14 protein-coding genes and 1 pseudogene are annotated in these 15578 nt (G+C 71.6%); 11 read left to right on the plus strand and 4 right to left on the minus strand.

Features of this window, described 5'->3' with window-relative positions; all coding sequences use genetic code 11:
* Positions 1-302: 302 nt before the first annotated feature.
* On the minus strand, positions 303-851 hold the full coding sequence (locus AB0E78_RS15075; protein ID WP_361832190.1) for an ATP-binding protein: 549 nt from the start codon (positions 849-851) through the stop codon (positions 303-305).
* A gap of 180 nt (positions 852-1031) precedes the next feature.
* Between AB0E78_RS15075 and AB0E78_RS15080 the strand changes: the two genes are divergently transcribed.
* The 10 genes and pseudogenes from AB0E78_RS15080 to AB0E78_RS15125 all read left to right on the plus strand — a co-directional run.
* Entirely contained in the window at positions 1032-1574 is a 543-nt protein-coding gene (locus tag AB0E78_RS15080; RefSeq protein ID WP_361832790.1) for a UTRA domain-containing protein, read from the plus strand.
* Complete coding sequence (locus tag AB0E78_RS15085; RefSeq protein ID WP_361832192.1) at positions 1571-2350, plus strand: GntR family transcriptional regulator; 780 nt, start codon at positions 1571-1573, stop codon at positions 2348-2350. The genes AB0E78_RS15080 and AB0E78_RS15085 overlap by 4 nt, the downstream gene beginning before the upstream one ends.
* Positions 2351-2507: 157 nt before the next feature.
* Positions 2508-3575, plus strand: a complete 1068-nt coding sequence (locus tag AB0E78_RS15090; protein ID WP_361832792.1) for an EamA family transporter — start codon at positions 2508-2510, stop codon at positions 3573-3575.
* Positions 3576-3684: 109 nt separating this feature from the next.
* Positions 3685-4479: a TIGR03084 family metal-binding protein gene (locus AB0E78_RS15095; RefSeq protein ID WP_361832194.1), complete on the plus strand. Its 795-nt coding sequence runs from the start codon at positions 3685-3687 to the stop codon at positions 4477-4479.
* Positions 4476-6260 carry an acyclic terpene utilization AtuA family protein gene (locus AB0E78_RS15100; protein ID WP_361832196.1) on the plus strand — a complete coding sequence of 595 codons (1785 nt, stop codon included), beginning with the start codon at positions 4476-4478 and terminating at the stop codon, positions 6258-6260. Before AB0E78_RS15095 ends, AB0E78_RS15100 begins: the two co-directional genes overlap by 4 nt.
* Positions 6257-7858, plus strand: a complete 1602-nt coding sequence (locus AB0E78_RS15105; protein WP_361832198.1) for a carboxyl transferase domain-containing protein — start codon at positions 6257-6259, stop codon at positions 7856-7858. Before AB0E78_RS15100 ends, AB0E78_RS15105 begins: the two co-directional genes overlap by 4 nt.
* Before the next feature lie 74 nt (positions 7859-7932).
* The gene (locus AB0E78_RS15110) at positions 7933-9813 is read left to right on the plus strand and encodes a biotin carboxylase N-terminal domain-containing protein (RefSeq protein WP_361832794.1); all 1881 of its coding nucleotides are present in this window, start codon (positions 7933-7935) and stop codon (positions 9811-9813) included.
* Positions 9810-10976, plus strand: coding sequence for an acyl-CoA dehydrogenase family protein (locus AB0E78_RS15115; protein ID WP_361832200.1), 1167 nt, complete (start codon positions 9810-9812; stop codon positions 10974-10976). The genes AB0E78_RS15110 and AB0E78_RS15115 overlap by 4 nt, the downstream gene beginning before the upstream one ends.
* Positions 10977-11049: 73 nt before the next feature.
* On the plus strand, positions 11050-11784 hold the full coding sequence (locus AB0E78_RS15120; RefSeq protein WP_361832202.1) for an enoyl-CoA hydratase family protein: 735 nt from the start codon (positions 11050-11052) through the stop codon (positions 11782-11784).
* A pseudogene (locus tag AB0E78_RS15125) lies at positions 11772-11966 on the plus strand (helix-turn-helix domain-containing protein); the annotation flags it as partial. The gene AB0E78_RS15120 and the pseudogene AB0E78_RS15125, both read left to right, overlap by 13 nt.
* A 101-nt stretch (positions 11967-12067) precedes the next feature.
* Here the strand turns inward: AB0E78_RS15125 and AB0E78_RS15130 are convergent.
* Both AB0E78_RS15130 and AB0E78_RS15135 read right to left on the minus strand, forming a co-directional pair.
* Positions 12068-12259 carry a CxxxxCH/CxxCH domain-containing protein gene (locus AB0E78_RS15130; protein WP_361832796.1) on the minus strand — a complete coding sequence of 64 codons (192 nt, stop codon included), beginning with the start codon at positions 12257-12259 and terminating at the stop codon, positions 12068-12070.
* A gap of 175 nt (positions 12260-12434) precedes the next feature.
* Complete coding sequence (locus tag AB0E78_RS15135; protein WP_361832204.1) at positions 12435-13535, minus strand: citrate synthase 2; 1101 nt, start codon at positions 13533-13535, stop codon at positions 12435-12437.
* Positions 13536-13850: 315 nt separating this feature from the next.
* On the opposite strand from AB0E78_RS15135, the gene pdxH reads away from it, so the two are divergent.
* Positions 13851-14585 (plus strand): pyridoxamine 5'-phosphate oxidase, encoded by a 735-nt coding sequence (gene pdxH / locus AB0E78_RS15140; RefSeq protein ID WP_361832206.1) that lies wholly within the window; start codon positions 13851-13853, stop codon positions 14583-14585.
* 69 nt (positions 14586-14654) lie between these two features.
* Here pdxH and AB0E78_RS15145 read toward each other — a convergent pair whose 3' ends face one another.
* Positions 14655-15518, minus strand: a complete 864-nt coding sequence (locus AB0E78_RS15145; protein WP_361832208.1) for an alpha/beta hydrolase — start codon at positions 15516-15518, stop codon at positions 14655-14657.
* Positions 15519-15578: the final 60 nt, after the last annotated feature.

Consider the following 15578-nt stretch of genomic DNA (forward strand, 5'->3'; position numbering starts at 1 on the left):
GCCCTGCCGGGACGGGCTGCGGTGCCGGCGGCCCGGTGGCCTGGCGGTGCCGTGCGTTGCCGCGTCGTTGTCAGCCTCGGGGGCACGGGCTGTGGGGTGCGGACTGTGGCTCGGCGTCCCCTATCCGCCCCCACGATCGCGCAGCCGAGGAGAACCGTCAGGGGTGGACACCCGAACCGTGAAGCCGTAGAGCGCGCCCCGGTAGTGCCCACCGACGCCCCGAACCCCACCGAGCGTCACACCGAGGCTGCCGCCCGGCTGGTCGCCCGGCTCGTCGGTCGGACGGTTTCCGTCGTGCGTCATTACCTGACCTGACCTCCGTGCGGTTCCGTGGTGGCTGAACCCAAGCCGCCGTGCGGGGCGCGCGAGGTTCCGCTTTCCGTGGGACCGGGGTCACGCCGATCGCCCTCGTGCCGGTCGGGGGAACTCGGGCCTCCACTCCGATGCGGCACTGCGGGTAGGTGTAGGGCTTTGAACGTGAGCCACACCGTTTTGCCCACCACATGTTCGATGACTCCGAAGTCGTCGGCCAGTTCCCGTACGAGGTGCAGTCCTCGGCCGGTGCAGGCATCCCCTGTGGGGGCGGTTGCCACGAGACGGCCGTCACCGCTGTCTCGGACTTCGACGCGAAGCTCTGCCTCGTCGGTCGAGATCAAGAAGCTCACTTCGAATGCGCGTCCTTTGGGAACTCCGTGCAGCAGCGCGTTCGTGGCCAGCTCGGATACGCAGAGCTTGATCTCGTCGTGCCGGTCGACAACGCCCCAGGTGGCGAGGGTGCCGATGGCGAAGGCGCGGGCTTCGCCGACAGATCTGAGGGACCTGGGGAATTGCCGTTGCTGTGAGAGATGCACAGTGAACCACCGCCTTGTGCCGGGAGGTTGTATGATCGTGGAGGACCATACTGCTATTCACGAATAGCAGTATGGTTGGGTCAAGGTGACGACTTAGGGTGAGCCGGCTGGTGAGTTGGCTACGGTACGAAGGCGGCATAAAGCGGCAACAAGCCCTCCGGCGTACGGGAGTTCACCATGATCAGTAACGGGGACTGGGTCAGCACATCGATGCCGTATCTGACGCCGCGAGGGCGGGCGAGCGGCGACGCCTGGGCCGCCGAAGCGGCGGCAGCCGGACGTAGGGGGACTCAGCGCATCGTTCAGGCCGGTGAGGTTCCGGCGCCGCCGGAACTCGCGGAGCTGCTCGGGGTGGCCGAAGGCGACGCGGTCGTCGTGCGGCGGCGGGTCATCGAGCTCGACGGGGAGCCCAATGAGCTGACGGACACGTACTACCCCACCGAGGTCGCCCGGGGGACACCACTCGCCGCCACGGCCAAGATCCGGGGCGGTGCGGTGACGCTGCTCGCCGAGCTGGGGCATACCGGCGTCACCGTGCGCGAGGACGTCACCGCGCGGATGCCTACCGAGGAGGAACGGGCGGTCCTGCGCATCGGCGTGGACGAACCCGTTCTGCGGCTGGCCCGGGTGACTCTGGACGGCGAGGGCCGGCCCATCCAGGCCGACCTGATGACCATGCCCGCCGCCCGCCAGCGCCTGCGCTACGAGATCAGGAACGGATGACCGTGCCCCGTACCGACGCCGCCGCATTCGATCGCCGGGCCCTGCATGAACGCATCGCCGCCGACGTGCGGGACGAGATCATGAGTGGGGAGCTGGCGCCGGGCGCCAGGCTTCCCTCGACGTCGCAGCTCAAGGCCAGATTCGACGCATCCAGTGCCACCGTGCAGAAGGCTCTGCAGCTGCTCAAGGACGAGGGGCTGGCCGTGGGGCGCGCGGGCTCCGCGGTAACCGTCCGCGAGCACCGGCAGCGGACTCTGCGCCCTGCCACGTACATGGCTCCTGCCGAAGCAGGTGGGTCCTACCGCTGGCTCACGGAGGTGGCAGAGGGCGGTACGAAGCCTCGCAGCACGCTGCTGGAGGTTGCGGAGGTGGTTCCGCCGACGGATGTGGCGGGGGTGCTGGAGCTCGCTGACGGTGGTACGGCTGTCGTGCGTCGACAGCTCCTCTCCCTTGACGGCGAGCCGGTTGAGCTGGTCGCCTCCTACTACCCGGTGGGCATCGCCGAGGGCACCGCGATCACCAGGCGTCGCAGGATTTGCGGCGGTACCCCGGCGCTCTTGTCCGACCTGGGGTTTCCGCCCCGGCTGAGCGTCGACCGTGTCTCGGCGCGGGTGCCCACGCAGGAGCAGTACACGATTCTCCAGCTCCCCGGCAGTCTTCCGGTCCTGCGCACATTGCGCGTGGTCTACAGCGACGACGAACTGCCCATCGAGGCGACCGTGATGGTCAAGTCCGGACACCTCTACGAGCTGCAGTACGAGTTCACGCCTGTGTGAGGCCTCGTCGCCTCGGGGTGGTCCATCCGCCCGCACCCGCCATGTGGACGCGGTTTGCGTACAGCAGTGAAAGGGCTCCACAATCCTGTCGTGGTCTACTACCTTGGACGGAGTAGTTCAGGTGAGTGGACTGGATCGGGTCGGAGAAGCGGAAGGGTTGGCTGTGGACGCGTCGAGGAGTGGTCAGGAGGCGGCACCCGGTGGGCGGTGGGGTGCCCTCGGGCCCGTCGGGCTTGTGCTCGCGGGCGGCGTCTCCGTCCAGTTCGGCGGGGCCATCGCCGTGAGCGTGATGCCCAAGGCCGGAGCCCTCGGCATCGTGACCCTGCGGCTCGCCTTCGCCGCCATGGTGCTGATGATCGTGTGCCGACCCAAGGTGCGCGGGCACTCGCGCGCCGACTGGGGGACCGTCATCGCCTTCGGTGTGGCCATGGCCGGGATGAACGGGCTCTTCTATCAGTCCGTCGCCCGCATCCCGATGGGCCCCGCCGTCACGCTGGAGGTGCTCGGGCCGCTGGCCCTCTCCGTCTTCGCGTCGCGGCGTGCGGTCAATCTGATCTGGGCCGGGCTCGCCCTCTGCGGTGTCTTCTTGCTGGGGGGTGGGGGCGGGTTCAGCGGGCTTGATCCCGTTGGTGTTGCCTACGCTCTTGGCGCCGGTGCCATGTGGGCCACGTACATCATGTTCAGCGCCCGTACGGGGCGTCGTTTCCCGCAGGCCGACGGGCTCGCCCTCGCGATGGTCGTCGCGGCCGTCCTCTTCCTGCCGCTCGGCCTCATCGAGTCCGGGGAGAAGCTGGTCAGGCCCGAGGTGCTCGGGCTCGGCGCGGCCGTCGCCGTGATGTCCTCCGTGCTGCCGTACACCCTCGAACTGCTCGCCCTGCGCAGGCTTCCCGCCTCCACCTTCGCGATCATGATGAGCCTGGAACCGGCCATCGCGGCCATCGCCGGATTCCTCGTGCTGAACCAGGCCCTCTCCGTGAACGAGGCCATGGCCATCTCGCTGGTCATCGCCGCCAGCATGGGCGCCGTCCGGACCCAGGTCGGTCGTGGCCGGGCCCGCAAGTCCGGCGACGTCGTGTCGGGGGCCGCCCCCGAGGCCGCACTCCTTTCCGCGGAGGCCGCCGGGCTGGGGGAAGGACTGGGAGAAGGGCAGGGAGAGGGGCAGGGCGAGGGAGAAGGCGAAGGGGTCGGCGCCGCTGCTTCCGTTCCGGAGCCGTCCGGAAAGTAATGCAAGCACGCTTGCTTGTTTCTCCGGGCGCTGCCATGCTCCGGGGCACTTCCCCTCTCGACTTCGTTCGAGCAGGGGAGACCCCATTCGTGCCCGAGGGGAGCGCTCCGTGTCCGAAGCCGTGCCCGTACTCGACGATCTGCGCCGTGAGAGTGAGGAACTCGACCACCTGGTAGGGGGGTTGAGCGGCAGCCGCTGGGCGCTGCCCACCCCCGCCGACCGCTGGACCGTCGCCCATCAGATCGCCCACCTCGCCTGGACCGACCGGGCCGCGCTGACCGCCGTCACCGACGGCGAGGCCTTCGGGCGGCTCGTCGAGGAGGCCCTCGCGGCTCCCGATTCGTTCGTCGACGACGGCGCCGACGAGGGCGCCGCGCTGCCGCCGGGTGAGCTGCTCTCCCAGTGGCGGGCCGGGCGCGACGCCCTGCACAAGGCCCTGGCGGCCGCCCCGCGCGGCACCCGCTTCCCCTGGTACGGGCCGCCCATGTCGGCCACCTCCATGGCGACCGCCCGGCTGATGGAAACCTGGGCCCACGGCCAGGACGTCGCCGACGCGCTGGGAGTCGTGAGGGTGCCGACGGACCGGCTGCGGCACATCGCCCACATCGGCGTCCGGGCCCGGGACTTCTCGTTCGGTGTACGGGGGCTGAGCGCGCCGGACGCCCCCTTCCGCGTCGAGCTCCGGCTGCCCTCCGGCGAACTGTGGGCCGGCGGACCCGAGGACGCCGGCCAGCGTGTGACCGGGCCCGCGCTCGACTTCTGCCTCCTCGTCACGCAGCGCGCGCACCGGGACGATCTCGCAGTGCGCGCGGAAGGCGCCGACGCCGAGCGGTGGCTGACCATCGCCCAGGCCTTCGCGGGACCACCGGGGCCGGGGCGCCCGGCCAGGGAGGGCGGGCGATGACCGCCCCGCCGTCCACTCCCCGAACCGCCCCTCTCTCCACCCCACCCCTCCGCATAGGCAACGCCTCCGGCTTCTACGGTGACCGTTTCGATGCCATGCGCGAGATGCTCACCGGCGGTCCCCTCGACGTCCTCACCGGCGACTACCTCGCCGAGCTGACCATGCTCATCCTCGGTCGCGACCGCCTCAAGGACCCCGCGCGCGGCTATGCGAAGACCTTCCTGCGTCAGCTGGAGGAGTGCCTGGGGCTCGCCCAGGAGCGGGGCGTCAAGATCGTTGCCAATGCGGGCGGGCTCAACCCCGGTGGACTCGCCGACGCTGTAGGGGAGTTGGCGGGCCGGCTCGGGATCGGGGTGCGGGTCGCGCACGTGGAGGGGGACGACCTCGGGAGCCGCTTCCCGGACGCCCTCACCGCCAACGCCTACCTCGGCGGCACCGGAATCGCCGCCTGCCTGCGCGCAGGGGCCGACGTCGTCGTCACGGGGCGCGTGACCGACGCCGCCCTCGTCACCGGGCCCGCCGCGGCGCACTTCGGGTGGGGCGACGGTGACCACGACCGCCTCGCCGGTGCCGTCGTCGCCGGGCACATCCTCGAATGCGGGACGCAGGCCACCGGCGGCAACTACGCCTTCTTCGGCGAGCGTTCGGCGCGAGAACTGCTGCGGCCCGGCTTCCCGCTCGCCGAGATCCACGAGGACGGCTCCAGCGTCATCACCAAGCATGACGGCACGGGCGGCTTCGTCGACGTCGGCACGGTCACCGCGCAACTCCTGTACGAGACCTCCGGCTCCCGGTACGCGGGGCCCGACGTCACCGCCCGGCTCGACACGGTCACCCTCACGCAGGAGGGACCCGACCGGGTCCGCGTCTCCGGCGTACGCGGAGAGGCGCCGCCGCCGGACCTCAAGGTCGGCCTGAACCGGCTCGGCGGCTTCCGCAACGAAGTCGTCTTCGTCCTGACCGGGTTGGACGTGGAGGCCAAGGCCGGTCTCGTCCGCGCCCAGGTCGAGGACGCGCTCACTCGCTCCAAGTCGCGTCCACAGAAGGTGCGTTGGGAACTCACCCGCACCGATCGCCCCGACGCCCCGAGCGAGGAGACCGCATCCGCCCTCCTGCGCCTCGTCGTGCGCGACCCGCAGCAGGACCCCGTCGGCCGCGCCCTGAGCGGCGCCGCGATCGAGCTCGCCCTCGGCAGCTACCCCGGATTCCACGTCACGGCACCCCCGGGCGAGGGCGCCCCCTACGGAGTCTTCGAAGCGGCGTACGTCGCACGCGGCACCGTCGACCACGTGGCCGTCCTGCCCGGCGGCGAGCGCCTCCCGGTGCACGCTCCCGGCGGCAGCCGCGCACTCGAAGACCTCGGCCGGCCGCCCCTGCCCGCACCGCTCCCGCCGGGCGGCCCCACCCGCCGCGCCTCCCTCGGCCTCGTCGCCGGGGCCCGCAGCGGCGACAAGGGCGGGGACGCGAACGTCGGCGTCTGGGTGCGGACGGACGACGCCTGGCGTTGGCTCGCCCACGAACTCACCGTCGAGCGGTTCCGCGAACTCATCCCAGAGGCAGCGGAGTCGACCGTCGTGCGCCACGTCCTGCCGAACCTGCGGGCGCTGAACTTCGTCGTCGAGGGAATCCTCGGCGCGGGCGTGGCCTCCCAGGCCCGCTTCGACCCGCAGGCCAAGGGCCTCGGCGAGTGGCTGCGCGCCCGCCACGTCGACGTACCGGCCGCACTGCTCGGGCCGACCGAACCGATGGAAGCGACCGAACCGACGGAGGTACACCCGTGACCGTCCTCGCGTCCGCGCTCGACCCCGCGAGCGCCGAGTACGCCGAGCACCGCGAGGCCATGCTGGCCAAGCTCGCCGAGCTTGACGCCGAGCAGGCCAAGGCCCTTGAGGGCGGCGGCGAGAAGTACGTCGCCCGGCACCGCAAGCGCGGCAAGCTCCTCGCCCGGGAGCGCATCGAGCTGCTGCTCGACCCGGACACGCCGTTCCTCGAACTGTCGCCGCTCGCCGCGTGGGGCAGTGACTACCCCGTAGGTGCCTCCATGGTCACCGGCATCGGCGTCGTCGAGGGCGTGGAGTGCCTGATCACCGCCAACGACCCGACCGTGCGCGGCGGTGCCAGCAACCCCTGGACCCTGAAGAAGGCCTTCCGCGCGCACGAGATCGGGCACGCCAACCGGCTGCCGTCCATCCACCTCGTGGAGTCGGGGGGCGCCGATCTGCCGTCCCAGAAGGAGATCTTCATCCCGGGCGGCGCCCTCTTCAAACACCTCACCCAGTCGTCCGCCGCCGGTATCCCGACCGTGGCGGTCGTCTTCGGCAACTCCACGGCGGGCGGCGCGTACGTCCCCGGCATGAGCGACCACGTGATCATGGTCAAGGAGCGCGCCAAGGTCTTCCTCGGCGGGCCGCCGCTCGTGAAGATGGCCACCGGCGAGGAGAGCGACGACGAGTCGCTCGGCGGCGCCGAGATGCACGCCCGCACCTCCGGCCTCGCGGACTACCTCGCCGAGGACGAACGCGACGCGCTGAGGCAGGCTCGCCGGGTCGTGAAACGGCTCAACTGGCGCAAGACGTACGCCGATCCGGTCACCGTCGTCGAGCCGCCCAAGTACGCCGAGGACGAGCTGCTCGGCATCGTGCCCGGCGACCTCAAGGTGCCCTTCGACCCGCACGAGGTCATCGCGCGCATCGTCGATGCCTCCGACTTCGACGAGTTCAAGCCGCTCTACGGGACGAGTCTCACCACCGGTTGGGCCTCGCTGCACGGCTATCCCATCGGCATCCTCGCCAACGCGCAGGGCGTGCTGTTCAGCGAGGAGTCCCAGAAAGCCGCCCAGTTCATCCAGTTGGCCAACCAGCGCGACATCCCACTGCTCTTCCTGCACAACACCACCGGCTACATGGTCGGCAAGGAGTACGAGCAGGGCGGCATCATCAAGCACGGCGCGATGATGATCAACGCAGTGTCGAACTCGCGCGTGCCGCACCTCAGCGTCCTGATGGGCGCCTCGTACGGAGCCGGGCACTACGGCATGTGCGGGCGCGCCTACGACCCGCGCTTCCTCTTCGCCTGGCCCAGCGCCAAGTCCGCCGTGATGGGCCCGCAGCAGCTCGCGGGCGTGCTCTCGATCGTGGCCCGCGCCTCCGCCGCCGCGAAGGGCCAGCCCTACGACGACGACGCCGACGCGGGTCTGCGCGCCATGGTGGAGCAGCAGATCGAGTCGGAGTCGCTGCCGATGTTCCTCTCCGGGCGGCTCTACGACGACGGCGTCATCGACCCCCGTGACACCCGCACGGTCCTCGGCCTGTGCCTGTCCGCGATCCACACCGCCCCTTACGAGGGCGCGCGCGGTGGCTTCGGCGTCTTCCGGATGTGAGGACCTCCATGACGAACCCCATGAACCCCACCCCCACCAACCCCACCAACCCCGCCAACCCCGCCAACCCCACGATGATCAAATCCGTACTCGTCGCCAACCGGGGCGAGATCGCCTGCCGCGTCTTTCGCACCTGCCGCGACCTGGGCATCGCCACCGTGGCGGTGTACTCCGACGCCGACGCGGACGCCCTGCACGTCCGCGAGGCCGACTCCGCCGTACGGCTGCCGGGCACGGCGCCCGCCGAGACGTACCTGCGCGGCGAACTCGTCGTGAAGGCCGCACAGGCGGCCGGCGCGGACGCCGTCCATCCCGGCTACGGCTTCCTCTCCGAGAACGCGGACTTCGCGCGCGCCGTCCTGGACGCCGGGCTCGTGTGGATCGGTCCGCCGCCGGAGGCGATCGAGTCCATGGCCTCCAAGACGCGAGCCAAGGAACTCATGGGCATCGCGCCGATGGGCCTGGAAGACGTCACCCAGGCCGATCTGCCGGTCCTGGTGAAGGCGGCGTCCGGTGGCGGCGGACGCGGCATGCGCGTCGTACGGGAACTGGGCGAGCTGAAAGGTGAGTTGGAGGCCGCCCGCGCGGAGGCCGCCAGCGCCTTCGGGGACGGCGAGGTCTTCGTCGAGCCCTATCTGGAGGGCGGCCGGCACGTCGAGGTGCAGATCATGGCCGACGCGCACGACACCGTGTGGGCGCTCGGCACGCGGGACTGCACGCTCCAGCGCAGACACCAGAAGGTCATCGAGGAGTCCCCGGCACCCGGTCTGGCCGACGCGCTCGTCGACGAGCTGCACGCGCAGGCCGTGCGCGCGGCGCGCGTGACCGGATATCGCGGGGCGGGCACGGTGGAGTTCCTCGTCGACGGCGACCGGGCGCACTTCCTGGAGATGAACACCCGGCTCCAGGTCGAACACCCGGTCACGGAGGCCGTGTTCGACATCGACCTCGTGGCGCTGCAGATCCAGGTCGCGCAGGGCACACGGCTCGCGGAGGAACCGCCGCCCGCGCGCGGCCACGCCGTCGAGGCCCGCCTCTACGCCGAGGACCCGGCGGCCGGGTGGGCCCCGCAGACCGGCACCCTGCACCGGCTCTCCGTGCCGGGCGTGCGGCTGGACACCGGGTACGTGGACGGCGACACGATCGGCGTGCACTACGACCCGATGCTGGCCAAGGCCGTCGCGTACGCCCCCACGCGGGCGGAGGCCCTGCGCACCCTCGCGGGAGCGCTGGACCGCGCGGTCGTCCACGGGCCCGTCACCAACAGGGAGCTGCTCGTACGGTCCCTGCGGCACCCGGAGTTCGTCGAGGCCCGCATGGACACGGGCTTCTACGACCGGCACGTCACCGAGCTCGCGGCCCCCGCCCCGGACCCGCACGCCCCGCTGGCCGCCGCCCTCGCCGACGCGCACGGGCGCTCGCGGTTCGGCGGCTGGCGCAACCTCGCGTCGCAGCCGCAGGTCAAGCTCTTCCGGAGCGAGCCGGACGGCACCGAACACGAGGCGCGCTACCGGCACACGCGGGAAGGGCCGAGCGCGGACGGGGTGCGCGTGCTCTCCGTGTCGGGTCAGCTCGTCGTGCTCGAAGTCGACGGCGTACGAACGAAGTTCACCGTGAGCCGGTACGGCGACGACCGCGTGTACGTCGGCAACACCGCCCTCACCGCGCTCCCGCTGCTCCCCGAACCCACCGCCCGGCAGGAGCCGGGATCCCTGCTCGCCCCGATGCCCGGCACCGTCGTGCGCCTGGCCGAAGGGCTCACGGAGGGCGCGCGGGTCACCGCCGGGCAGCCCCTCATCTGGCTGGAGGCCATGAAGATGGAGCACCGCATCTCCGCTCCCGCCTCCGGCACGCTCACCGCCCTGCACGCCGCGCCCGGCCGCCAGGTCGAGGTCGGGGCGCTGCTCGCAGTCGTAGACGTCGTAGCCGCCGTACAGGAGGAGCAATCCGTATGAGCACCGTCCTCGAAACCGAAGAGCACCAGGCACTGCGCGCGGCCGTCGCCGCACTCGGCAAGCGCTACGGCCGCGACTACCTCACCCGCGTCGTCCGGGACGAGGGCCACCCCGACGAGCTGTGGGCCGACGCCGCCAAGCTCGGCTACCTCGGCGTGAACCTGCCCGAGGAGTACGGCGGCGGGGGCGGTGGCATAGCCGAACTCTCCATCGTCCTGGAGGAGTTGGGCGCCGCCGGATGCCCCCTCCTGATGATGGTCGTCTCGCCCGCGATCTGCGGCACCGTCATCGCCCGCTTCGGCACCGACGAGCAGAAGGCGGCCTGGCTGCCCGGTCTCGCCGACGGCAGCCGCACCATGGCGTTCGGCATCACCGAGCCCGACGCGGGCTCCAACTCCCACCGGATCACCACCACGGCCCGCAAGGACGAGGCGAGCGGCGACTGGCTCCTGACCGGCCGCAAGGTCTTCATCTCCGGCGTCGACATCGCCGACGCGACCTTGATCGTGGGCCGTACGGAGGACGCCAGGACCGGCAGCCTCAAGCCCTGCCTCTTCATCGTCCCGCGCGAGACCGAGGGCTTCCAGCGGCGGCAGATCGAGATGGAACTCCAGGCGCCGGAGAAGCAGTTCGAGCTGACCCTGGACGACGTACGGCTGCCCCCGGAAGCCCTGGTGGGCGACGAGGACGCCGGGCTGCTCCAGCTCTTCGCGGGACTCAACCCCGAGCGGATCATGACGGCGGCGTTCTCGATCGGCATGGCGCGTTATGCCCTCTCCCGGGCCGTCGGCTACGCCAAGGAACGCAGCGTCTGGAAGAGCCCGATCGGCGCCCACCAGGCGATCGCGCACCCCCTCGCGCAGTCCCACATCGACATCGAGCTGGCCCGTCTGATGATGCAGAAGGCGGCCAGGCTCTACGACGAGGGCGACGACATGGGCGCGGGCGAGGCCGCCAACATGGCCAAGCTCGCGGCTGCCGACGCCTGTGTGAAGACCGTCGACCAGTCCGTGCACACGCTCGGCGGCAACGGCCTGACGAAGGAGTTCGGCCTCGCCTCGCTGATCGTGGCATCGAGGGTGGCGCGGATCGCCCCGGTGAGCAGGGAGATGATCCTGAACTACGTCTCGCACCAGACGCTCGGCCTGCCCAAGTCGTACTGACCAGCCGTACTGACCAGTCGTACTGACCGCCACGGGACACCGCCCGCCCCGCCCGCCACCCGCTGGAGAACGCATGGCACTCGTGCACACGCCCCCGGAGCGCGGCATCGTCACGCTCACCCTGGACAACCCCGCCAACCGCAACGCGATCTCGGCCGGGCTGCTGCGGGAACTCGCCGGGGCACTCGACACCTGCGGCAAGGACCCCGGCGTACGCGCGGTCGTCCTCACGCACACCGGCTCCACGTTCTGCTCGGGCGCCGATCTGCGCGAGCCGCCGGACCCGGCCGTCCTCGTGGGGCTGCTCCGGCAGATCGTGGAACTGCCCAAGCCGGTGGTGGCGCGGGTGGACGGGCATGTGCGGGCGGGCGGGCTCGGGCTGCTCGGCGTGTGCGACATGGCGGTGGCGGGGCCGGGGGCGTCGTTCGCGCTCACCGAGGTACGGATCGGGGTGGCGCCCGCGGTGATCTCCATGCCGCTGCTCGCCCGCCTGGACCCGGGCGCCGCGTCACGCTACTTCCTCACCGGGGAGCGCTTCGGCGGGGCGGAGGCGGCACGGATCGGACTGGTGACGGCGGCCGGGGACGACGTGGACGCGGAGCTCTCGCCCCTCCTGGAAGGGCTGCGGAAGGGTGCGCCGCAGGCCCTGGCCGAGACGAAGAAGCTGCTCACGGCTAGGGTGCTCGACGCATTCGACCACCACACGGACTCCCTCATCGCCCTGTCCGCGCGGCTCTTCGGCTCCGAGGAGGCGCGCGACGGGATGGGGGCGTTCCTCGAACGACGGGAGTGCCCATGGGTGCTGTGACCGCGGCCGACCGCTCGCCCAAGCAGGACCGCAGCCGTGCCACGCGGCAGCGGCTCCTTGAGGCCGCGGTGGCGTGCCTCGCCGAGAGCGGCTGGGCGGGGTCCACGGTCTCCGTGGTCGCCGAGCGGGCCGGGGTCTCGCGGGGTGCCGCCCAGCATCACTTCCCGACGCGGGAGGACCTGTTCACGGCAGCGGTGGAGTACGTGGCCGAGCAGCGGTCCACCGCGCTGCGGGAGCTTCCCGCGCAGGACCGGGTCTCGGTGGTGGCCGCCCTGGTCGATCTCTACACGGGGCCGCTGTTCCGGGCGGCGCTGCATCTGTGGGTGGCGGCGTCGAACGAGCCCCAGCTCGGCTCCCGGGTGACGGAGCTGGAGGCGCGGGTGGGCCGTGAGACGCACCGGATCGCGGTACAGCTCCTGGATGCCGACGAGTCCCGGCCGGGCGTCCGGGAGACCGTCCAGGGGCTCCTGGACATGGCGCGGGGTCTGGGCCTGGCGAACCTGCTGACGGACGACAAGGCCCGGCGGGAGCGCGTGGTGGGGGAGTGGGCACGGCTGCTGGACGTGGCGCTGTCCTGAGCGGGGCCCACCCCGGACGCCGGGCGGGCCGCTGTCCCGCCCGCCCGGCGTCCGAGGTCGTGGCTGACCGCCCTACTTCGCGATCTCCCCGTACCCCTCGACCTCCCGCGGGTCCCGCGTACCGGGACCCACGTACCTGGCCGAGGGGCGGACCAGCCGCCCCGTGCGCTTCTGCTCAAGGATGTGCGCCGACCAGCCGGCCGTCCTCGCGCACGTGAACATCGACGTGAACATGTGCGCGGGCACCTCGGCGAAGTCGAGGACGATCGCGGCCCAGAACTCGACGTTCGTCGCCAGGACCCGGTCGGGGCGGCGGGCGTGCAGCTCGTCGAGCGCGGCCTTCTCCAGCGCCTGGGCCACCTCGAAGCGCGGAGCGCCCAGCTCGCGTGCCGTGCGACGCAGGACCCTCGCGCGGGGGTCCTCGGCCCGGTACACCCGGTGGCCGAAGCCCATCAGCCGCTCGCCCTTGTCCAGCGCCTGCCGCACGTACGCGGCCGCGTCGCCGGTCCGCTCGATCTCCTCGATCATGCCGAGGACGCGGGAGGGCGCACCGCCGTGCAGGGGGCCCGACATGGCGCCCACGGCGCCCGAGAGCGCCGCCGCGACGTCCGCGCCCGTCGAGGAGATGACGCGGGCGGTGAACGTGGAGGCGTTCATGCCGTGCTCGGCGGCCGACGTCCAGTACGCGTCGACGGCCTGGACGTGCTTGGGGTCGGGCTCGCCGCGCCAGCGCTTCATGAAGCGCTCGACGACCGTGTCCGCCTTGTCGATCTCGCGCTGCGGCACCATCGGCAGGCCTTGGCCGCGGGCGGACTGGGCGACGTACGAGAGCGCCATGACGGCGGCCCGCGCGAGGTCGTCGCGGGCTTCCTGCTCGCTGATGTCCAGGAGCGGCTTCAGGCCCCACACGGGGGCGAGCATCGCGAGGGCGGACTGGACGTCGACGCGGATGTCGCCGGAGTGCACCGGGATGGGGAAGGGCTCGGCGGGCGGCAGGCCGGGGTTGAAGGCGCCGTCGACGAGCAGGCCCCAGACGTTGCCGAAGGAGACGTGGCCGACCAGATCCTCGATGTCGACGCCGCGATAGCGAAGCGCGCCGCCTTCCTTATCCGGTTCGGCGATCTCCGTCTCGAACGCGATGACTCCCTCAAGTCCGGGTACGAAGTCGGACATCAGGCGGCTCCTCGTGATGTGTACGACAGATGGTGGTGACAGACAGCTCGTGACCATGTGTCAGAAGTGGGCATTATCGGTCCGGTTCCGCGGTCTGCCGGCGCGCTGCTGGCTTCCGGCCTTCGACTCGCGGTCCGGATCGGTCATCCCGGTGATGCCCCGTGCGGCTGGTGGTCACCCAACCGATTCGGCAGCCGCACGATATCCCTTGGTGCCACCCTTGGCGATGGTCTGCGGCACTCAGTGCCACACGTCACCTCCCCGTGGTGGACGACAGCCCGTCGGACAGCCCTTCGTATACGGCAAGATGACGGCGTGACCGATCGAGCCGCCGCCTCCGCATCAGCCTCATCATCCGCCGCACCCGCCTCGCCCGTGTCCGATCCCGCCGCCATACGTGCCCACTACGGCGTCGACGGACTCATCGAGGCGGAGGCGCCCGCCACGCCCGGCGGGCTGTTCGCGCTGTGGTTCGCGCAGGCGCTCTCCGCGACCGAGGCGGGCCTGCTGCACGAGCCGAACGCCATGGTCGTCTCGACGGTCGACGAGGCGGGCCGCCCCAGCTCACGCACGGTCCTGCTGAAGGGATACGACGAGCGCGGCTTCGTCTTCTTCACCAATTACGAGTCCCGCAAGGCCCGTGAACTGGCCGCCAACCCGAACATCGCGCTGCTCTTCCCCTGGCACCCGATGGCACGCCAGGTCATCGTCACGGGCACGGCGGAGCGCGTCGCCCGTGAGGAGACGGTGGCGTACTTCCGCACCCGCCCGCACGGCTCCCAGCTCGGCGCCTGGGCCAGCGCCCAGTCCTCGGTCATCGCCACGCGCGACGAACTGGACCGCGCGTACGCCGACTTGGAGGCGCGTTACCCGGAGGGCGAGCAGGTGCCCGCACCCCCGCACTGGGGCGGCTTCCGGGTCGCTCCGCGGAGCGTGGAATTCTGGCAGGGCAGGGCGAACCGCCTGCACGACCGGCTGCGTTACGTACGGACGGAGCAGGACAGTGCCACGGCCGCTCCGGGCTGGACCGTGGAGCGCCTCAGCCCGTGAGGCCGGGGCCCGCTCCGGTCAGCCCGTGAGGCCGGGTCCTGCTCCGCTCAGCCCGGGGCGGGCCGAGGCCTACCCCGTCAGGACCCCGTCCAGGAACGGCTGGATGGCTTCGCGCCAGGCCTCCGGCTGGTCGTAGTGCACCAGGTGCCCGGCGTCGGCCACCTCCGCGTACGCCCCGCGGGGCAGCACGCGGACCATCTCCTGGGACTCGGCACGGCCCAGCTCGCCGTCCAGGCCGCGGACGACCAGGGCGGGGCACTGGACCTGGGCCAGATCCTCCCAGTGGGCGTCGTACACCCACGTCTCGCGGGACTTCAGCATCTGGTCGCGGTCGAAGACGGGGCGCCAGCCGTCCGGGCCCTCGGTCATCACCTCGGCGAAGAACTCACCGCGGGAGGGGTTGGGCCGCTCGACCCAGGGATCGTCCTCGCCGAACCACTTCCGTACGTCGGCGAGCGTGGCGAAGGGCACGGGCCAGGCCTTGAACCAGTCCTCCCACTCACGCTGCGACGCGGCACCGAGCGCGGAGGCCCGCATGTCGCAGATGATCAGGGCGCGGACGAGGTCGGGGCGCTTCGCGGCGAGCTGCCAGGCGGTGAGCGCGCCCATGGAGTGGCCGATGAGAACGGCGGGGGCGAGGCCGAGCTGGACGAGAGCGGCCTCGGCGTCGTCCACGTAGGCCTCGCGGGTGAAGGGGCCCTCGGGGGGCTTGTCGCTCTGCCCGTGCGCGCGCTGGTCGAGTGCGACCGCGCGATGTCGCTCGGCGAGCCAGCGGGCGGTACCCGCCCAGTGGGACGCACGGCCCATCAGGCCGTGCAGTAAGAGCACGCCGCCGGGCGACCCGTCGGTCTCCCTGGATTTGGGAGGATCGGCGAACTCCCAGGCGGCGAGGCGTACGCCACCCGCGCCTGTCACGTCAATGCGCCGCACCATGGTTCCTGGCACCCCCCTTGAATCCTCTCGGGCTGAACGCCTGGTTCTGTCACGCACCCC

It is taken from the genome of Streptomyces sp. NPDC032198 (assembly GCF_040636975.1).
Classification (GTDB): domain Bacteria; phylum Actinomycetota; class Actinomycetes; order Streptomycetales; family Streptomycetaceae; genus Streptomyces.